Source organism: Aestuariivita sp. (assembly GCF_021404545.1).
Lineage (GTDB): Bacteria > Pseudomonadota > Alphaproteobacteria > Rhodobacterales > Rhodobacteraceae > Aestuariivita.
Map to the genome: position 1 here is coordinate 1 of NZ_JAAWWD010000053.1, position 18,488 is coordinate 18,488.

At 63.5% G+C, this 18,488-nt stretch carries 16 protein-coding genes and 2 pseudogenes; 14 read left to right on the forward strand and 4 right to left on the reverse strand.

The window, feature by feature from the left end:
• The first annotated feature begins 143 nt into the window (after positions 1 to 143).
• Positions 144 to 1,028, forward strand: a complete 885-nt coding sequence (locus tag HEP69_RS17330; RefSeq protein ID WP_009503864.1) for a recombinase family protein — start codon at positions 144 to 146, stop codon at positions 1,026 to 1,028.
• 78 nt (positions 1,029 to 1,106) lie between these two features.
• Here HEP69_RS17330 and HEP69_RS17335 read toward each other — a convergent pair whose 3' ends face one another.
• Both HEP69_RS17335 and HEP69_RS17340 read right to left on the reverse strand, forming a co-directional pair.
• Positions 1,107 to 1,502: a PIN domain-containing protein gene (locus HEP69_RS17335; protein ID WP_009503865.1), complete on the reverse strand. Its 396-nt coding sequence runs from the start codon at positions 1,500 to 1,502 to the stop codon at positions 1,107 to 1,109.
• Positions 1,492 to 1,719 carry an AbrB/MazE/SpoVT family DNA-binding domain-containing protein gene (locus HEP69_RS17340; RefSeq protein WP_009503866.1) on the reverse strand — a complete coding sequence of 76 codons (228 nt, stop codon included), beginning with the start codon at positions 1,717 to 1,719 and terminating at the stop codon, positions 1,492 to 1,494. Before HEP69_RS17340 ends, HEP69_RS17335 begins: the two co-directional genes overlap by 11 nt.
• A 208-nt stretch (positions 1,720 to 1,927) precedes the next feature.
• Here HEP69_RS17340 and repA point away from each other — a divergent pair, with 208 nt between their 5' ends.
• From repA to HEP69_RS23785, 4 genes and pseudogenes are all read left to right on the forward strand, one after another.
• Positions 1,928 to 3,121, forward strand: coding sequence for a plasmid partitioning protein RepA (gene repA / locus HEP69_RS17345; protein WP_009503867.1), 1,194 nt, complete (start codon positions 1,928 to 1,930; stop codon positions 3,119 to 3,121).
• Positions 3,105 to 4,037 (forward strand): plasmid partitioning protein RepB, encoded by a 933-nt coding sequence (gene repB, locus HEP69_RS17350; RefSeq protein WP_009503868.1) that lies wholly within the window; start codon positions 3,105 to 3,107, stop codon positions 4,035 to 4,037. Before repA ends, repB begins: the two co-directional genes overlap by 17 nt.
• 213 nt (positions 4,038 to 4,250) lie before the next feature.
• Positions 4,251 to 5,462, forward strand: a complete 1,212-nt coding sequence (repC, locus tag HEP69_RS17355; RefSeq protein ID WP_009503869.1) for a plasmid replication protein RepC — start codon at positions 4,251 to 4,253, stop codon at positions 5,460 to 5,462.
• A 168-nt stretch (positions 5,463 to 5,630) separates the two neighbouring features.
• A pseudogene (locus tag HEP69_RS23785) lies at positions 5,631 to 7,391 on the forward strand (ParB N-terminal domain-containing protein).
• 156 nt (positions 7,392 to 7,547) lie between these two features.
• Here HEP69_RS23785 and HEP69_RS17380 read toward each other — a convergent pair.
• Together HEP69_RS17380 and HEP69_RS17385 are read right to left on the reverse strand one after the other, a co-directional pair.
• Positions 7,548 to 8,915, reverse strand: a complete 1,368-nt coding sequence (locus HEP69_RS17380; RefSeq protein WP_009503872.1) for an ATP-binding protein — start codon at positions 8,913 to 8,915, stop codon at positions 7,548 to 7,550.
• Positions 8,912 to 9,571 (reverse strand): response regulator transcription factor, encoded by a 660-nt coding sequence (locus HEP69_RS17385; protein WP_009503873.1) that lies wholly within the window; start codon positions 9,569 to 9,571, stop codon positions 8,912 to 8,914. The genes HEP69_RS17380 and HEP69_RS17385 overlap by 4 nt, the downstream gene beginning before the upstream one ends.
• Before the next feature lie 145 nt (positions 9,572 to 9,716).
• Between HEP69_RS17385 and HEP69_RS17390 the strand changes: the two genes are divergently transcribed.
• The 9 genes and pseudogenes from HEP69_RS17390 to HEP69_RS17430 all read left to right on the forward strand — a co-directional run.
• Positions 9,717 to 10,034, forward strand: coding sequence for a PepSY domain-containing protein (locus tag HEP69_RS17390; RefSeq protein WP_009503874.1), 318 nt, complete (start codon positions 9,717 to 9,719; stop codon positions 10,032 to 10,034).
• The gene (locus HEP69_RS17395) at positions 10,027 to 11,376 is read left to right on the forward strand and encodes a ferredoxin reductase family protein (protein ID WP_290559775.1); all 1,350 of its coding nucleotides are present in this window, start codon (positions 10,027 to 10,029) and stop codon (positions 11,374 to 11,376) included. The genes HEP69_RS17390 and HEP69_RS17395 overlap by 8 nt, the downstream gene beginning before the upstream one ends.
• 182 nt (positions 11,377 to 11,558) lie before the next feature.
• Positions 11,559 to 11,939, forward strand: coding sequence for a PepSY domain-containing protein (locus HEP69_RS17400; RefSeq protein WP_009503876.1), 381 nt, complete (start codon positions 11,559 to 11,561; stop codon positions 11,937 to 11,939).
• 35 nt (positions 11,940 to 11,974) lie between these two features.
• Positions 11,975 to 12,445, forward strand: coding sequence for a DUF2271 domain-containing protein (locus tag HEP69_RS17405; RefSeq protein WP_009503877.1), 471 nt, complete (start codon positions 11,975 to 11,977; stop codon positions 12,443 to 12,445).
• Positions 12,446 to 12,456: 11 nt separating this feature from the next.
• Entirely contained in the window at positions 12,457 to 14,664 is a 2,208-nt protein-coding gene (locus HEP69_RS17410; protein ID WP_009503878.1) for a PepSY domain-containing protein, read from the forward strand.
• Complete coding sequence (locus tag HEP69_RS17415; protein ID WP_037239984.1) at positions 14,645 to 15,625, forward strand: FAD:protein FMN transferase; 981 nt, start codon at positions 14,645 to 14,647, stop codon at positions 15,623 to 15,625. Before HEP69_RS17410 ends, HEP69_RS17415 begins: the two co-directional genes overlap by 20 nt.
• Before the next feature lie 5 nt (positions 15,626 to 15,630).
• Positions 15,631 to 17,538, forward strand: coding sequence for a heavy metal translocating P-type ATPase (locus HEP69_RS17420; RefSeq protein WP_009503880.1), 1,908 nt, complete (start codon positions 15,631 to 15,633; stop codon positions 17,536 to 17,538).
• Positions 17,535 to 18,236 carry a VIT family protein gene (locus tag HEP69_RS17425; RefSeq protein ID WP_009503881.1) on the forward strand — a complete coding sequence of 234 codons (702 nt, stop codon included), beginning with the start codon at positions 17,535 to 17,537 and terminating at the stop codon, positions 18,234 to 18,236. The genes HEP69_RS17420 and HEP69_RS17425 overlap by 4 nt, the downstream gene beginning before the upstream one ends.
• 5 nt (positions 18,237 to 18,241) lie before the next feature.
• Positions 18,242 to 18,488: pseudogene (locus HEP69_RS17430) on the forward strand (hypothetical protein); the annotation flags it as partial.

Consider the following 18,488-nt stretch of genomic DNA (forward strand, 5'->3'; position numbering starts at 1 on the left):
CGGGGGCGTGGGGCGCCCTTCGTGGGCTTCAGCCCATAGATACAAGGCTTCCCGAACTCAGCGCGACGAGGGAAACACCCCTTGCGCGCGTTTGCAAACGGTCGTTTATTGGCGCTATATGAAACTGCAAAAAGACTGTTTTGATGCCATTGATAGGCTATGCGCGCGTATCCACAGAGGATCAAACCCCCCTGCCCCAGTCGCAGGCCCTGAAATCTGCGGGTTGCGCCGAAATCTATGAAGAGCACGCCTCAGGCGGCAATCGCGCGCGGCCGGTGCTTGGGCGTGTGCTCGAACGCATCCAGAGTGACGATACGCTGGTCGTCGTGAGGATCGACCGGCTTGCGCGGTCTCTGTCGCATCTGCTGGAAGTGATCGAGCGGCTGGAGGCCAGGGGTGCGTTCTTTCGCTCGATCCAGGACCCGATCGACACTGGATCCCCGCAGGGCAAGTTCACGCTGCAGGTCTTGGGCGCTGCGGCCGAGTTCGAGCGCGCCCTGATCCGGGAGCGCACCAAGGCCGGCCTCGCCAGTGCGCGCACAAAGGGCCGCGTGGGCGGAAACCCTGGACTGCGGGCCAAAGACCCTGCCGCTCTTCGCAAGGTGCGGCTAGCGCGACAGGACGGCTACATGGAGCGTCTGAACGAAACGGCACAAGATTGGGTGCCCCATGTGCGCCGGTTGCGCCCCGACTTGGCCTGGGAAGACGTGGTGCGCATCATCAACGGCCCCTTGCCCGAGGCGCGTCGCTGGACCCAAAGCCGTCTCTTGCGCGCCGTGAAGGCCTATGTCCGCGACGGCTTCCTGCCCGAGACAGTTTTGGCCCGCGCCGGCCGCCGCGAAACCGACGACCGCCTGCCCGCCATCGTCGCCGCCATCAAGGGCGCGGATCCCGGCATTACGCTCCAGGCGATCTGTGAACGGCTGGAATCTATGCGCGAACGCACACCACGTGGCCGAACGAGATGGCAGCCGTCGTCAGTCAAGATGCTGTTGGAGCGGGCGGAGAGGCTGGGGCTGCTTGAGTAGCCTAACAACCTTGCAAATCCTCCACTACAGGGAAGGATTACAAGGTTGTGGTCAGTTTCAGGCACAGAAGCCGTCCGCTCATGCAAAGGGGTTGACGATGCGAAGCTGGCCTTCCACCAGCAGGCCATCTTGCATGTCCTCGCTCCACAGCGTGGTACACCCCGCAACCAAAGCGCTGGCCACGATCATCGCGTCGTAGATCGAGAAGCCGTAGCGTTCCGCCAAAGCGCGGCCGACGTCATGGGTCTGCACGGAGAGATCTTCGACGGGACACAAGGCGCGCACGCCTTCGAGAAAGGCCGCTGCTTCCTCCCAACCGAGGCCAGCTTTGCGGCGGCAGTTCACCAGTGACTCGTTTAGAACCTGAACGCTGATCCGGGGCCCCTGCCCCAGGATGACCTCGGCGCGATCGGCCTTTGGGCCATCGTCGAGCAGGTAAAGAACGACATTCGTGTCCGCGAACTCAGCGCTCATGTGCGTCGTCGCGGCTCAGACGTTCTGCTGCGGACAACTTGCCCCGGAAGCGGCGCAGGCCGGTAAGTACCTCATCCGCACGAGCAAGGCGACGGACTCTGACCCGACCGTCGTCCTTGACCAGGTCGATCTGATCACCCTCCTTGAGACCAAGCTCTCGGACGAGCTCCGCGGGCAAACGGACGGCCAGCGAGTTACCCCATTTTGCGACCTGCATCGTGACCTCCCATGCGGATATACGTCTTGTAATGTATATCCGAAAGGTTCCTAAGACAAGCCTGCCGCAAACCCTAGCTACTCTTGTGCATGACGCAGCGACTGACACCAAATCTAGAAAGAGCTTGCACGAATCTGATAGCTCGGGCAATAGTCTCGATAAATAACGCGCGATCACATAAAAAACGCGCCCACGAATCGAGGCAGAGATGAGCGAAGCTGAGCAGGACCTGGACATTGCCATCGGGCACTACGCAGAGCTTCTTGCGTCCAATCTTCATGCGCAACGTGCTGCCCACTTCCCTCCCGACGCCAAAAAAGTCATGCGCAGCCTGACCAGCGGCGAGGCGGCCGAGTTGCTTGGCGTCGATCATACCTACCTTCGCAAGCTTCATCGAGAAGGAAAGATCGCTGACGTCGAAACCACTGCGGGCAGCCACCGGCGATATACCCTCGATGATATCTGGGAGATTCGCCACGCTCTTGAGGCAAACGCGAAGAAGCCTGGAACCTACGTTCCGGGGCGTCGTGCCGGTGACGAGCTTCAGATTGTTTCTGTTGTGAACTTCAAAGGCGGGTCCGGGAAAACGACAACATCCGCTCACCTTGCACAGCGCTTGGCTCTCAAGGGATATCGTGTCCTTGCGATCGATCTGGACCCCCAGGCATCCCTTTCCGCGCTGCATGGCATCCAGCCTGAGCTGGACCTGATGGAGGGTGGCACGCTGTATGATGCGGTTCGCTACGATGAACCGGTCCCGATCTCGGACGTGATCCGCAAGACCTACATCCGTGGTCTTGACCTGATTCCCGGGAACCTCGAGCTCATGGAATTCGAACATGAGACACCGGCAGCCATTCAGCGTGGCGGCGCCCGCGCATTCTTTGCCCGTGTGCGCGACGCGCTCGACAGTGTCGAAGCGGACTATGACGTCGTCGTCATCGACTGTCCGCCGCAGCTTGGTTTTTTAACCATGTCCGCCCTTTCAGCATCTTCAGGGGTGCTTGTTACCGTTCACCCCCAAATGCTCGATCTGATGTCCATGTCGCAGTTTCTGCGAATGACCGCTGATCTGCTTGGCGTCATCCGGGATGCTGGCGCAAACCTTCGCTTCGACTGGCTGCGCTTTCTGCCGACCCGCTACAAGGTGGGTGATGCCCCGCAGACCGAGGTCATTGCTTTCATCCGGGGTCTGTTCGGCAGGTCAGTCCTGACCAACCACATGGTTGAGTCTACTGCGATCTCTGATGCAGGGCTGACGAAGCAGACGCTCTACGAGGCCGACAAGAAGGACTTCACGCGTCAGACTTTCGATCGTGCAATCGAATCCATGAACGCCGTCAACGACGAGATCGCGGCGATCATCCAGAACACGTGGGGACGCAATGGCAAGAAAGCCTAAACTGGGACTGCCACTGCAGACCCTGCGCAACGCGCCCGACGCTCTTGAAGGGCGCAGGCTGCGCGGCGGCGTTTTCGAAATCGAGCCTGACCAAATCGAAATCACAGGTCGGCTCGATGACAGGCTGCAGATTGAGACTGCGGGCCTCAAGGCGTCAATTTCCAAGAACGGACAGCGAGTACCAATCCTCGTCCGGCCGCTTGATGGTGATCGCTACAGCCTGATCTATGGCCGTCGTCGACTGGAAGCTTGCAGAGAACTTGGGATCAAGGTCCGCGCCATTGTCACAGAGATGGAGGGCGATCAGGCACTTCGTGATCAGCTGTTAGAGAACCAAGAGCGGCGGGATCTAAGCTTCATCGAACGAGCGCTTGTTGCCGCAGCCTTGCTCGACGGTGACCATCTGAGCGCATCCGAACGCACTAACAAGGGTGTCGCCGAGGTTCTCAATCTGACCGAGGCAGGAGTGTCGCAGCTGTTAAGCGTGGTCCGCACCGTTGGGGAGGACCTGGTCCTCGCCATCGGTGCCGCTCCGGGCATTGGTCGGCCCAGGTGGGAAGAGCTCAAGAAGTTGCTGGGGGCTACGGATGCCGATCGCGAACTGCTTGCAGCTTTGGCGGGTGAGGCCAAAACATCCTACCAAGGCGGTATTGACGAGAAATCCGATCATGCATTTTTGGCCGTCCTCTCTGCTGCAGGGAAGCCCGAACAGACCACATCCTCGTCTCGCCCTCGCGGGCGGCCCGGCACGGTGATTCCGGGGGTCGGTGCCGCCACTGTCACGACCGGACGTCGTGGAAAGCAACTCAAGCTCGAGTTGAAGGCCGAGGAGAGCGATTTTGTCAGCTGGCTTGAGGGCAACGCCCCGCAGCTGATCGCCGAGCTTCACGAGCGCTGGAAGCGTTCGGAAGACTGAGGAAGAGCAACAATCAAAAAGGAGGCACGAGACAGGCAGAAAAGAAAAAGGCCCCGAGAAGCAAGCTTCACGAGACCTTTCTTAGGTTTCGCACGGGACCAGCCCGCTACAAAACTTCAGTTTTCGCACCTCTGAATGTAGCGATCTGGCCCCTTTCCCGCAAGCGCAAAGCGATTCGCGGGCCAGGGAAATTTTGCCTTCGTGAATGACATCATGGATTACACACCGATTTCGCCGTTTATGCGGCCGATATCGCACGCCCATCTGCGCGTGGTCGAGCGTCCTGAGGCGTCTGTTCCCGGCAGGCCCGTCAACAAGTGGGAGCTCCTCCGCGAGCTGTCCAAGGCACAGGCGGCCTTTGGGGTTTCCGAGCGCGATCTGACCGTTCTTCAGGGGCTTCTCAGCTTCTTTCCGGACGATGCGCTTGGCGGGAACACCGAAATGGTCGTCTTCCCATCCAACAAGGCGATCTGCGAGCGGCTGAACGGCATGCCTTGCTCGACGATGCGCCGTCACCTCGCCCGGTTGGTAGAGGCACGCTTGCTCATGCGGCGCGATAGCCCCAATGGGAAGCGGTATGTGCGCAAGCGTGGCGAAGATCGGGTGGCCTTCGGCTTTGATCTCTCCCCGCTCTATTGCCGGGCCGAGGATATTGCACGGGCTGCAGAGGCTGTGCGTGAGGCCGAGGACCGTGTGCGGCGACTGAGGGAGGTAGTGAGCCTTATGCGTCGCGACTTGGCCGCTCTGGCGGAGTTCGGCGAGGAGATCCAGCCCGGGCTTGGCCTGTGGGACCAGCTCCGCGACAAGGCAGCCCTCACCGCCCGCGCTCTTCGCCGCAAACTCTCGCTTGAGGATCTGTCGGCATTTCGGACTGAACTGGAGACCCTTCTTGACCAGGCGCGTAATGTGATTGACGGTCCTGAAACAGAAGAAATGAACACCAATGATGCCCAATGTGAGCGTCACCATCATAATTCAAATAAAGAATCTATAGATCTTGAACCTGCCTTAGAAAAAGGCGGGGCGGCGGGACGCGCGCCTGATGATGATACGGGTGAGCCCGTGGCTGACCTTGAAGAGCCTGACACGAGGCGGGTGCCGAAAATCCCTCTCCACCTGGTAATCGCCGGCTGTCCCTCGCTCAAGACTTTCTATCAGGGCGACATTCGACACTGGCACCAACTTTTCGACGCGGCTTGTCATGTAAGGCCGGCCATGGGGATCAGTGTTTCTGCGTGGGAAGAAGCGCAACGCTGCATGGGACCAGAGCAAGCCTCGATCGTCGTCGTGGCCATGCTGGAACGTTTCTCTGACATCAGATCACCGGGTGGATACTTGCGGGCGCTGACGTCCAAGGCCGCGGCGGGCGAATTCTCTTGCGGTCCGATGGTCATGGCTTTGATCGGTCGGCGAAGTGCGGCTTAACAGCTGTTAAGTTTCAACGCCGCGGTGCTCAGTTGGCATGACTTAACAGCTGTTAAGTCGCCTCTTGGCAACCATACGATCATCGAGAGGGAAAGGAGTGTTGGTTTGAGGGTGACGGGAAATGAGATCGGGAGAGTGGCTTCCGGCGCCCGTCGTGGAGAAGATCTGATGACGAAAGCTGTCCAGAAAATCACCCTGTCCCCGTCCCGGGATATCCCTTTTGACAAACTGGTGTTGAGTCAGTCCAACGTGCGGCGCATCAAGGCTGGCGTGTCCGTCAAGGAACTGGCCGAAGACAGCGCCCGCCGCGGCCTCTTGCAGAGCCTGAGCGTGCGGCCCGTGTTGGCTGACGATGGCACCGAGACCGGCAAGTCGAGATCCCGGCCGGTGGCCGTCGGTTCCAAGCATTGTCCCTGCTGGTGAAGCATAAGTGTTTGGCAAAGACCACGCCCATTCCCTGCATCGTGCGCGATGCTGCGTCCGACATCCTGGCCGAGGATGATTCCCTTGCAGAAAACATGCATCGCGTCGCCCTGCACCCGCTCGACCAGTTCCGCGCGTTTGTGGCGCTGCGGGATAAGGGCCAGAGCGATGCAGAGATTGCTGCCGCCTTCTTCGTGACGCCACAGATCGTGAAGTAGCGCCTGAAACTCGCTTCCGTCGCCCCTGCCCTGCTTGAGGTCTATGCCGAGGATGGCATGACGCTGGAGCAGCTCATGGCCTTCACCGTGAACCCCGATCACGCGCGTCAGGTTCAGGTCTGGGATGTGATCCATTCATCCTGGAACAAGGAGCCATTCCAGATCCGGCGCATGCTGACCGAGACCTCGGTCCGAGCGTCCGACCGGCGCGCGGTCTTTGTGGGTGTTGAGGCCTACGAAGAGGCGGGCGGCACGATGCTGCATGACCTCTTTCAGGGCGATGACGATGGCTGGCTCGAGGACCCTGCCCTGCTCGATCGGCTGGTGACGGAAAAACTCCAGGCCGAGGCTGAGACGGTTGCGGTTGAGGGCTGGAAGTGGATCGAAGTCGCGCTTGACCTGCCCTACGGCTACAGCTACAGGCTGCGGTCCCTATCCGGCGATCCGGCACCGATGACGGATGAGGAAGGTGCGGCCCATGCCAAGCTGCTCGCCGAGTATCGGGCGCTGGAAGAGGAATACGCGGGTCAGGATGAGATCCCCGACAAGGTCGACACGCGGCTTGGCGTATTGGAAGCGGAGATGGAAAGGATCGAGACCCGGCCGTTGATCTTCGACGCGGAGGAGATCGGGCGGGCAGGGGCGTTCGTCACGCTCGACCGCTACGGCGCGCTGGCCGTCTATCGCGGCTATGTGCGGTCAGAGGATGAGCCTGTTGAGGAGGCAGCGGTCCAGGATGATACTGATCCTGCGGTGGCGGGGCAGGGTGCTGATCGTGATCTCACCGATGGCCATGGCAGTGCCGCTCCTGGCGGAACCATCATTATGTCGGGTGGCCAGCCGATCGGAGCTGACTTCCCGGAGGATGAGGATGACGGAGCGCTGAAGCCACTGCCCGAGCGGCTCGTAATCGAGTTGACGGCACACCGGACGCTGGCGCTGCGTGAAGCGATCGGGCGCTCGCCCGACGTGGCGTTGATTCTGCTGCTGCTGAAGATTGTGACGGACACCTTCCGCACTTCCTCTGCTTCGGGAAGCTGTCTCGAAGCCTCAGTGCGTCACATCTACATGCCGGCGCAGGCGAGCGATCTGAAGGACAGCGTGGTGGCAAAGCTGGTCGACGAGCGTCATGCGCCGGAACGATCTCGTGGCGCTGGACGATGAGGACCATGCCGAAGGGCAGGGGGCGGATGCCGAAGCGGCTGACAGCGTCAGTGAAGCTGACCTTCCTGCATTTCTGACGGATGACCTGCCTGCTGAAGGCGCGTCGATGCTGGCCTCGGAATAACGTGATCCAGCGGGGGGCGGAGATTCCGCCCCCAATCACCCTATAGTGTAATAATATCAATGGGATGAGTGCGATTACTCGCATTCAGAATGAAGAATCATGTCTACAACAACCATCATCGACACCGCACCCCTCGGGGCGCTGCGACGTGAGACTTCAAGGCCAATGCTCCCGATCTTTCACATGGGCATTTGGAGCATCCGTTGGCAATCTGACGGATGCCTGAAATCCAGAAGTTTCACCGGGACGTGGTGACTGGAGCAAGAGAGAGGTTTCGATCCGTTCTGCGATGGCTGAGACGATAGCGAGGCCAAGCCCGCTACCATCAGTTTTTGCATCTGCCCTCTCGAAGCGCCCTGTCAGGCGTTCGAGTGTTTGGGTTGCTACCGCGGGGCCCTCGTTCGCCACGATCAACTGCCCGTCGCTCGTGAGTGTAACCTCGACTGGGGCATTCTGCGCCCCGTGGCGTAGGGCGTTCTCCACCAGATTCCGGCACAGAATTCCCAATGCGTCGGGGTCGATATCAGACAAGACAGGCGTGTCCGGCAAGTTCAACATAAGGCGCCCGTTCTCTGTGCTGCGCGCAATATCTTCCACCACGACCCGAGTGATGGTTCTGACATCAGCGCTCTGGTCCATCCGAAGTCTACCGCCTTCCGCCCGCGCAAGCTGCAGGAGACGTTCGGACAGCCGAGCGAGACGCTTGAGCGTCGCCTCGATCTCGGCGGCGCGCGCGTCGATGGTCGGATCTTTGGTCTCTGACCGCAGTCGCTGCGCCTGGGCGATAGCGCCCGCCAATGGTGTCCTTAGTTCATGAGCCGCATTGGCTGCAAAACTTCGCTCAGCCTCGAACGCGTCGCGCAACCGAGCCAAAAGGCTGTTCAAGGTTGCAGCCAGCGGGCCGATTTCCGTCGGCAGGTCGGCCGCGGGTACTTCTGACAGGTCGCGCACGCCGCGCGCTTCAAGCCGCGTACGGAACCGATGGAGAGGGGCGAGGCTAAAGCGCACAGCGAGAATAATCGACGCGAGCGCCAACGGCAGCACAACCAGCAGCGGCAGGCCAAGGCTCATCTGGATTTCCCGAGCAACCGAAGCGCGATGCGCCAACGGTTCGGCCACGGTGATGCTGATCGTCCCCTGGAGCGCCGCGTCGCTGTAGAGGCGATGTGTGGCGTTCTGCCCAAATCCCGGACCATCGTATGGAGGAAACACGGCAGGGTCCGCCGCATGGGATTGCAGCAAAATGCGTCCCTCGGCATCGCGTACGATGTAGGTGAAGAACTCGTCATGCTCCCGGATCGGCGCGAGGCGCTGCGTCACACCCTGATCTTCTCGCCCGACGATGTCGGTCACGGCCAGCGGCAGGATGCGCTCGGCGGTTTCGCGTAGGGCGCTGTCGAAGACCTCATCCATCTCGCCCCGAACGATCACCGCGGTAACCGTGGCGGCGGCGAGCCAGAGGATCGTCAGCACAAGGCCGAGTGACAAGCCGAGCCGTACCTGAAGGCTGGATGGCCACATCATGGCTTGCCCAGCCGGTAACCCATGCCGCGCTCGGTCTCGATGATGGCGCTCCCCAGTTTCTTGCGCAGGCGGCTCACGTGCACCTCGATGGTGTTGCTCTCGACTTCGGCGTCGAAAGCGTAGAGCTTCTCCTCCAACTGCGCCTTGGACAGGAGCTGCCCGGGACGCGCCAGGAAGGCCTCGAAGAGCGCCCATTCCCGCGCCGTCAGCGGCACATGTCTGCCATCCCGATGGACGCTGCGCGCGGCAAGGTCGATGTCGAGCGGTCCGTGGGTCAGGATCGGGTTGGGGTTGCCGCTGTAGCGCCGCGCGACCGATCCGATCCGTGCCGACAGTTCCGACAGGTCGAAGGGCTTCACAAGATAGTCGTCAGCGCCCGCATTGAGGCCTTCGATCCTATCGGACACCTGGTCGAGCGCCGTCAGGATGATGACCGGCGTCACGTCTCCACGCGTCCTGAGGCCCTTGAGGAACCCGATACCACGTCCGTCTGGCAGCATGAGGTCGAGCAGGAGCAGGTCGTAGGAGGTTGCGCTCATCGCGTCTGCCGCCGCGTCTAGCCGCGTGACCCAGTCTACTGACTGGCCATCAGCTGCGATCTGGTCGCGCACGGCAGCGCCAAGAGTCGTGTCGTCCTCGATCAGCAATATGCGCATGGTCGTACCCGTCCTTTCCTGATGTCCCTCCATGATCCGTCTGGCTGACACGAAGCTGAAGCTTGTGGGTCGAGCCCCTTCAGGCTGCCGTCAGCTTCGCGGCGCATGAATGGCATCAAGAGGCGAGCCACTAGGAGTGTGCCCCATGAAGAAGACATTGACAATTATCGGCTTTCTCGCGGTCTTTCCGGTCGGCGCGGCGCTGGCTGACGACGATTGCTTCGTGCCGATGGCCGACTGGCAGCCGCGCGATGCTGTTGCCATGCTGGCTGAGGAAAATGGTTGGACGGTGCGCCGGATCAAGATCGATGACGGCTGCTACGAGATCGATGGGAGGGATGCCGAGGGGCGTGCGATCGAGGTGACTGTCCACCCGGCCACGCTGGAGATAATCGAGTTCGAATACGAGGACGACGAGGATGATCGCCGCGAGCGGGATCACGAGAGACGCGACGATGACTGATGCAGCGCGTCGCGACGGTAATGTCCCGGTGCCGGGCCTGCCGCCACTCTCCCGGCTTTCCCTAAACTCTCCTCTAGCTCTGACGGGCCCGGTGCTGGTTGCGTTGCCATGCCTGCTGGCGGCACTGATCGGGTTCAACACCTATGCGCCCTATGGCGCGGATGCAGCACTTGGCATTGCCGTCGGGGCCGCGGCAGTTGTCGCGATGGCACAGACCCTGATCCTCGCCGCACGGCCGCCGCTGGTGGAACCATTGTTCGGCGGTCTCGATCGCATGTACCGTTTCCACAAGTGGCTTGGTATTTCCGCAATGGTCCTGATGATCCTGCACCAGCAGATCGAGCCGGATTTCGAGCGTTTGGTGCGTGAAACCTCTCTTGGTGAACTTGGTGAAGAGGCGGGCGAACTTGCCTTCAACGCGCTTCTCGCCCTGGTTGCTGTCAGCTGGTTCCGGAGATTGCCCTTCACCCCACTGGAAATCCCCTATCAGATCTGGCGGTTCAGCCATCGTTTCATGGGGGCCCTTTTTGCAATCGTGGTCTTTCACCAGTTCTTCGTCGACCTGCCGACAGAGGTAGATCCATCGCTCTCGGTGCTTCTAAACACATTTGGCATCGCGGGAGTGATCGCGTGGATATTCACCGAGCTGGTCGCCCCGTACCTGCGGCGTAGAGAATTCACCGTCACAGAGATCAGCCAGACCAAGGACACCACCACGCTAACCCTCCGCCCCGAGGGGCGGGCCATGCGGTGGCGGCCGGGGCAATTCGCCTTCTTCCGCGCGCCAGAGGCAGGACTGTCCGAGCCGCACCCCTTCACGATCGCCAGCGCCCCGCGCCCTGACGGCACCCTGACGTTCTCCATCCGGGGCTTGGGTGGCTGGACACGAAGCCTGCTCGCCATCTTGCGGACCGGAACGCGCGTGCAGGTCGAAGGGCCATATGGACGGTTCAATTTCCGCAAGGGCGGTGCGCGCCAGATATGGCTGGCGGGCGGCATCGGTATCACGCCGTTCCTCGCCTGGGCCGAAAGCCTGAGCGAAGCGGATAGCCGCGACATTCACCTCATCCACTGCGTTCGGACACAAGAGGAGGCGATTGGGGTAGAGACGCTGCGCGCTGCGGCTGCCCGCAACCCGAGGTTCAGTTTCGAGGTGGTCGTTACGACGCGCGATGGCAGGCTCACGGCCGAGCGCCTGATTGGCGCGGTCCCTTTCGCGATCCGGCAAGCCGATTTGTGGTTCTGCGGCCCAACCGGTCTGAAGGACGGGATTCTCAAGGGCTTGAAAGCACAAGGCCAAACGCCTCGCCGTGTCCGCTTCGAGCAGTTCGAATTCACCTGAACGCGGGGCAGGGCGCATAGCCATGCCAGCCCTGTAGCCTGCGCTCGCATCTTTTTTTGGCCCCGCCCTCATCGGCGGGGCCATTTTCCTGACGGCAAGCTGAAGCAGGAATCGCTGGGGCGTCAGGATGCCCTCAGGTCGGGGTGCCAGATTGGTCTCATCAAACGAAAGGACCCCTTGCCATGAAAAAGACCCTGACCGCCCTTGCCCTGATCGCACTTTTGCCCGCCGGCGCTGCGCTGGCCGACGACGATGATTGCAATGCGCCCCGTGACCAGTGGCAGCCGCGCGAGGCCGCCATGCAGATGGCCGAACAGAACGGTTGGACGGTGCGCGACTTCGAGATCGACGACGGCTGCTACGAAATCGAAGGCCGAGACCAGGATGGCCGCGAGATCGAGGTGAAGCTCGATCCGGCGACGCTGCAGATCGTCGAGATGGACTACGAGGATGATGACGACGACCGCGGTGGCGCCCGCAATCCCGCGCCCGCTGGAACGGTCGCTCCTCCGCAGAACGGCCTCTTCGGAAACGGCGCCCCTCCGCAGGTTCAGGTGAACTGAACAGCTCCGAAGCACCCTGAACAAGGATCATTCCCATGAAATCACTTCTCGCAACGCTCGCGCTTACCACCGCACTCACGCTTCCCGGCCTCGCTATGGCACGGCCCGTGACGCTCACAACCACCCTTAACAACTATGGCGGCGACGGCGCTTACCTCGCGCTTTACGTAACCGACGCCTCGGGCGCCTATGTCGGCAGTCTCTGGATGGCCGGCGACAAGTCCAAGTACTACGAGCATCTTAGCGACTGGTACCGTGCCACGGGCGGCGATACCGCGGAGGTAAACGGCATCACCGGCGCCAGCGTCGGCGCGGGCCGCAGTCTCGAAATCACGCTTGATCTGGCCGATGCGCTGTTCGATGCGGGCTACACGCTGCACATCGACGCGGCGGTCGAGGATATGCGCGACAGCCCGAACGAGGTGGCCGTGCCGCTGACGACGGCGGGCGCGGGCACTCCGGTGACCGGGCGGCGCTACATCGCCAACTTCTCCTACGACATGTGAGGGGCAGGGCCATGATCCGTATACTCCATCGCTGGCCGGGTCTTCTGGCACTCGCGCTCGTCACGATCCTGAGCCTGAGCGGCGCTGCGCTCTCGGTCTTTCCGGCAGTCGAGCGCATCACCGCGCCGCAGGTGGAGACTGGCCTGACAGTCGCCACCCTCGCGGACCGCATCCAGGTCGTCTATCCGGGCGTCGAGCAGATCCGGCGGTCGCCCTCCGGTCGGATCACCGCCTATTGGTTCGATCAGGGCGCGCCGGGTGCTGCCGTGATCGACCCGGCGACGGGCGCGGGCGTGGCCTCGGCCGACCCGAACCAGGCCCTTCGCTGGCTCACCAACTTTCATCGCTCGCTCTTCCTCGGAGATGGCGGGCGTATCGCCATGGCCGCCGGGGCCGCGGCGATGCTGGTCCTCTCGCTCTCGGGTGCTATGCTGGTCGCGCGACGGGCGGGCGGATGGCGGCACTGGTTCGCGTCCTTGCGCGGTCCGTTCGCGGGCAGGCTGCATGTCGAGATCGCCCGGATCGCCGTCATCGGCCTCGTTCTGTCCTCCACCACCGCCCTCTGGATGACAGCCTCCACCTTCGATCTTCTGCCGGACGGTAGCGTCCTGCCGGCTGATCCCACCGAAGTGAGCGGAGAAATTGGGTTCGCTCTCGATCAGATGGCCACGCTGCTGCAGGCCCCCGTCGCCGAGCTGCGCGAACTGAGCTTTCCCTATCCCGGCGACGCGACGGACGTGTTCACACTGAAGACCGACCGGGGCACCGGCTATCTTGACCAGGGAACCGGCGCGCTCGTGGCATGGGCCGACCTGACCGGGTGGGAGCGCGTCTCGGAAACCATTTACATGCTGCACACGGGGCAGGGGGCCGCGACGCTCGGCCTTGTGCTCGGGATGATGGCGCTCGGAGTGCCGGCGATGGGCGTGACCGGCGTCTTGATCTGGCTTGCCGGGCGGCGCGGGCGGCCGCGCATCCGGGGCAACCAGCCCGCGGGCCGTGCCGAGACGATCATTCTTGTCGGCAGCGAGGGTGGCAGCACCTGGGGCTTCGCCGCGACCCTGCATGCCGCGCTGACGGCAGCGGGGCAGGGCGTCCATGTTGGCCCGATGTCGGGCTTCGCGCCAGAGCGCTACGCCCGTGCCGAGCGCATCATCCTGCTCGCCGCGACCTATGGCGATGGTGCCGCTCCGTCCTCGGCGAAGGGCTTTCTCGACCGGCTGAACGCGTCGGCCCCTGTGCCTGATATCCAGATGGCCGTGCTCGGCTTCGGCGACCGCAGCTTTCCGGCCTATTGCGCCTTCGCCAACGCCGTTGCGGCAGCGGCGCAGGCGAAGGGCTGGGCCGAACTCATGCCGCTGGACACGATCGACCGCCAATCGCCACAGGATTTCGCGCGCTGGGGCCGCGCTCTTGGCGAGGCGCTTAGCATCTCTCTCGAGCTTTTTCATCAGCCCGTCTCGCCGCGCACCGAAACATTGACCCTCGTCTCGCGGCGCAACTACGGGGCCGAGATGCAGGCGGGGGCCGCGATCCTGCGCTTCGCCCTGCCGCGCGCAACGCCGTGGCAGCGGCTGACGGGCACGGGCTTCGCACGGTTCCAGGCGGGCGACCTGATCGGCGTCCTGCCGCAGGGCAGCCCGGTGCCGCGCCTCTATTCGCTGGCCTCGGGCCGGCGCGACGGGTTCGTCGAGATCGTGGTGCGCAAGCATCCGGGCGGTCTGGCCTCGGGCCAGCTGACCGCGCTGGAACCGGGCGATACGGTCCGGGCCTTTCTGCGGCGCAATCCCGGCTTTCACGCCGGTCGCGGTCGCACCCCGCTGATCCTGATCGGGGCGGGCACCGGCATCGGGCCGCTGGCGGGCTTCATCCGCGGCAATGCGCGGCACAGGCCCGTGCACCTGTTCTTCGGCATGCGGCATGCGGACAGCGATTTCTTCTATGGCGAGGAGATGGCCGGCTGGCAGGCAGAGGGGCGGTTGACCCGGCTTGTCACGGCCGTCTCGCGCGGGACGCTTCCGCATTACGTGCAGGACGCGCTGCGTGGAGAGGCCACCGAAGTTGCGCGTTTGCTTCGCAACGGGGCCCGCGTGATGGTCTGCGGCGGGCGCGACATGGCCATGGGTGTGACCGATGCGCTGGCCGAAATTCTCTCACCATTCGGGTTGACGCCCGCAGTTCTGAAGGCGGAGGGGCGGTATGTCGAAGATGTCTACTGAGCGCGCGCGCATCGTCCTGAACGGCCCCACCATGGGCACGCGCTGGTCGGCCCTGTTCTTCGCGGATCGGGGCCGCGACACGGATGCAATCCGTGCCGCCCTTCAGGCGGTTGTCGACGAGGTGGACACGCAGATGTCGACGTGGAACGCGGAGAGCGCGCTCATGCGGATCAACGCGGCGCCGGTGGGCGATTGGGTGGTGGTGCCGGAGCAACTGCGGGCGGTCCTGCGCCTCGGGCTCGAGATCGGGCGCGCCTCGGGCGGGGCCTTCGATATCGGAATGGGCGATGCGGTGACGGCCTGGGGCTTCGGGCCCGGGGCCGCCGCGCCCGAGGGTATCCGCGCCGCGATGGACGCCCCCCGCCGCCCGGCGCAGGAGGTGCTGGAGATCGAGGGGATGCAGTTGCGCAAGACCGCGCCCATTGCGCTGGATCTGAACGGCATCGCCAAGGGCTATGGCGTCGACCAGCTCGCCGAGACCTTGCGCGATCATGGGATTGCCGACGCCCTTGTCGGCATCGACGGTGAGATGCGTGCCATGGGCCTGCGCCCCGATGGCGAGGCATGGATCATCGCGGTAGAAGCGCCGGACCCTGATCGCCGGACGCCGCAATCGGTTCTGGCGCTGCAGGACGCCGCCGTCGCGACATCCGGTGACTACCGCCATTGGGTGGAGGTTCAGGGGTGCCGCCTGTCGCATACCATGGATCCGAGACGTGGCGCGCCGCTGATCGCGCCGCCCGCCTCCGTCACCGTCGTGGCCCGCACCTGTGCCGAGGCCGATGCTTGGGCGACGGCGCTGATGGTGCTCGGTGCGGAGAGGGGTGCGGACCTCGCAAGACAACGTGGACTCGACGCCCTGTTTCTTCTGCGCGATGATGAAGGCAATGCAATGGGCGTGGGAGTCGGGCGTCTTTTTTCCGAAGAACCAGCGGCAATCGCCTCAGCCGGGGGAAGATGAGCCGCATGGAACAGACCCGTACCGATCGCTTCAAGACCGCACTCCTGCTGATGGCCGCAACCGGGCTGATCGTGGGACTCGCATTCTACCTTGCGGGCCAACCAGAGATCGCGACCCTGATCTGGATTGCAGGAGTTGTTCCCGCGCTGGCAGCGCTTGTGGTCGAAATCGTCCGGAGCATTGGGCGCGGCGAGGTGGGCCTCGATATCGTTGCCGCGCTGTCGATGTCGGCGGCGCTTGTCTTCGGCGAGACCTTGGCTGCGGCTGTCGTCGCAGTCATGTATTCTGGAGGCACTTTCCTCGAAGCCTTCGCTGAGGGCCGTGCACGTCGTTCGATGAAGGATCTTTTATCCCGCGTACCCCGGACCGCGACGCGGCACCGGAACGGCGGTCTTGAGGATGTGCCTCTCGAGGAGATCGCACCGGGCGATCGCCTGCTGATCCGGCAGGGTGATGTCGTTCCCGTGGACGGCACGGTGGCGTCCGACACCGCCTTCCTCGACACCGCGGCGCTGACGGGTGAGTCCCTGCCAGTCCGGCTGGCGCGCGGGGCCGACGCCATGAGCGGATCGACCAACGCGGGCGAGGCCTTCGACCTGACGGCGACGCGCGAGGCCAAGGACAGCACCTATGCCGGGATCGTTCGTCTAGTGGAGGAAGCGCAGGCGTCCAAAGCGCCGATGTCCCGGCTGGCCGACCGCTGGTCGCTGGGCTTTCTGGTCGTCACCGTCAGTATCGCCTTCGCGGCCTGGTGGTTCACAGGCGATCCGATCCGCGCGGTCGCCGTGCTGGTGGTCGCCACGCCCTGTCCGCTGATCCTTGCCGTGCCGGTCGCACTGGTCGCGGGTCTCTCGCGTGCGGCGCATTTTGGCGTTTTGATCAAGGGCGCAGGGCCGCTCGAGACAATGGCGCGCATCCGTACGCTGATCCTCGACAAGACGGGGACGCTGACAGATGGCCGTCCGCAGATCATCTCGATCGACAGCCACGATGGCATGACCGAGGACGACATCCTCCGCCTTGCCGCCGCGCTCGATCAGGCATCGAAACACCCTGTGGCGCAGGCCATCGTCGCTGCCGCAAAGGCGCGGGCCTTCACACTGCCCGTTCCGACAGAAGTGGCTGAGATCCCGGGCGAAGGGGTCTTGGGTCGTGTGGAGGACCGCGAGGTGATCGTCGGCGGCGACGGCTTCGTGGCGTCCCGTGTCGGGCGGATGGTGGGCGATCACCCCGCCAAGGGCGCCGGATCGGTCCTTGTCGCAGTGGCAGTTGACGGTCACATGGCCGGGCACCTCGTCATGTCCGACCCGCTGCGCGAGGGAGCGGGTGCCATGCTGGACGGTCTGCGCCGTCAAGGGATCGCGCGCATCCTTCTGGCTACTGGCGACCGCGCGGACGTGGCCGAGCGCGTGACCGAGGGGCTGGGCCTCGACGGGCTGCGGGCCGGTCTGACGCCGGATCAAAAGGTGTTACTGGTGCTTTCCGAGCATAAACACGGGCCGGTGATGATGGTGGGTGATGGTGTCAACGACGCGCCCGCCCTGGCCGCAGCCGATGTAGGCGTGGCAATGGGGGCACGGGGCGCCGCGGCCTCGGCCGAGGCCGCCGACGTGGTGCTGCTCGTCGACCGGATCGACCGGCTGGGGCCCGGCATCGAGATCGCGCGGGCCTCGCGGCGGATAGCGGTCGAAAGCGTTGTCGCCGGGATCGGCCTGTCTGTCATGGGCATGATCGCGGCCGCTTTCGGCTACCTCACGCCGGTCCAGGGCGCGCTCCTGCAAGAAGTGATCGACGTTGCCGTGATCCTGAACGCCCTGCGCGCGCTGCGCATCGCGCCGCAGGAGCCAGCTACGGGCAAACCACAGGCCATCACGTCAGAGCAAGGTGACATCGTTCAAGGAGCCACGCCATGAGCCGTCTATCACATTCTGAAATCCATATGGTGCATCGCATCGGCTGGTTGCGGGCCGCCGTTCTCGGAGCCAACGATGGTCTTGTCTCGACCGCGAGCCTCGTCGTCGGCGTCGCGGCCGCAGGCTCCGGCAAGCCCGAGGTCATGATCGCCGGGCTGGCCGGGCTTATGGCTGGTGCGATGTCGATGGCGGCGGGGGAGTATGTCTCGGTCAGCTCGCAAACTGACGCCGAACAGGCGGACCTCGCCCGAGAGAGCCGTGAACTCGAGGAAACGCCCGAGGCCGAGCTCGAGGAACTAACCCTGATTTATGTTGAAAGGGGGCTGGACCGCGACCTGGCGAAAAAGGTTGCCGTGCAACTGACTGAACGCGACGCGCTCGGATCGCATGCGCGCGACGAGCTCGGCATTTCGGAAACCTTTACCGCCCGCCCTATCCAGGCGGCTCTGGTGTCCGCACTGACCTTCGCCGTTGGGGCGGTGCTGCCCCTGATCGTCGTGCTGCTGGTCTCGGAGGCGCAGATCGCTCCCCTGGTGGCGGGATCGACGATCCTTGGCCTTGCGGTTCTTGGCGGATTGGGCGCTTCGGCCGGCGGCGCAGGCGTCGTCCGTGGGGCCACGCGGGTCACGCTATGGGGAGCGCTTGCAATGGCGGCGACAGCCGGGGTCGGTGCGCTGTTCGGGGTCGCCGTAGGCTAGAGTCAATGGGGTGTACCCGAACCCCGCTCCGGCTGCTTGTTGCGGCAACGCTCGTCAACATCGTGCTGATCATCGAGGTGCCACAGATCGAGTCGCAGCGCGTGGGGTCAGAAACCCATGTCCGCAAATGGGTCATGCTGGACGAGATCAACACCGATATTCTGGAGCGGTCCTATGTGCTGGGGGGGACACCACGCCCATGCCCCCGCGACCTCCTCCACCCCAAAAAACCGCCCACACCTAGCAAACAAA

Excerpts from the sequence above, each read along its gene's own strand:
- HEP69_RS17340 (WP_009503866.1), bottom strand. The coding sequence starts at position 1,719 with ATGCAGGTCGCAAAATGGGGTAACTCGCTGGCCGTCCGTTTGCCCGCG.
- HEP69_RS17400 (WP_009503876.1), top strand. The coding sequence starts at position 11,559 with ATGAAAAAGACCCTGACCGCCCTTGCCCTGATCGCACTTTTGCCCGCC.
- HEP69_RS17395 (WP_290559775.1), top strand. The coding sequence starts at position 10,027 with ATGACTGATGCAGCGCGTCGCGACGGTAATGTCCCGGTGCCGGGCCTG.
- HEP69_RS17425 (WP_009503881.1), top strand. The coding sequence starts at position 17,535 with ATGAGCCGTCTATCACATTCTGAAATCCATATGGTGCATCGCATCGGC.
- HEP69_RS17330 (WP_009503864.1), top strand. The coding sequence starts at position 144 with ATGCCATTGATAGGCTATGCGCGCGTATCCACAGAGGATCAAACCCCC.
- HEP69_RS17405 (WP_009503877.1), top strand. The coding sequence starts at position 11,975 with ATGAAATCACTTCTCGCAACGCTCGCGCTTACCACCGCACTCACGCTT.
- HEP69_RS17390 (WP_009503874.1), top strand. The coding sequence starts at position 9,717 with ATGAAGAAGACATTGACAATTATCGGCTTTCTCGCGGTCTTTCCGGTC.
- repA (WP_009503867.1), top strand. The coding sequence starts at position 1,928 with ATGAGCGAAGCTGAGCAGGACCTGGACATTGCCATCGGGCACTACGCA.
- HEP69_RS17420 (WP_009503880.1), top strand. The coding sequence starts at position 15,631 with ATGGAACAGACCCGTACCGATCGCTTCAAGACCGCACTCCTGCTGATG.
- repC (WP_009503869.1), top strand. The coding sequence starts at position 4,251 with ATGGATTACACACCGATTTCGCCGTTTATGCGGCCGATATCGCACGCC.
- HEP69_RS17380 (WP_009503872.1), bottom strand. The coding sequence starts at position 8,915 with ATGATGTGGCCATCCAGCCTTCAGGTACGGCTCGGCTTGTCACTCGGC.
- HEP69_RS17385 (WP_009503873.1), bottom strand. The coding sequence starts at position 9,571 with ATGCGCATATTGCTGATCGAGGACGACACGACTCTTGGCGCTGCCGTG.
- HEP69_RS17410 (WP_009503878.1), top strand. The coding sequence starts at position 12,457 with ATGATCCGTATACTCCATCGCTGGCCGGGTCTTCTGGCACTCGCGCTC.
- repB (WP_009503868.1), top strand. The coding sequence starts at position 3,105 with ATGGCAAGAAAGCCTAAACTGGGACTGCCACTGCAGACCCTGCGCAAC.
- HEP69_RS17335 (WP_009503865.1), bottom strand. The coding sequence starts at position 1,502 with ATGAGCGCTGAGTTCGCGGACACGAATGTCGTTCTTTACCTGCTCGAC.
- HEP69_RS17415 (WP_037239984.1), top strand. The coding sequence starts at position 14,645 with ATGTCGAAGATGTCTACTGAGCGCGCGCGCATCGTCCTGAACGGCCCC.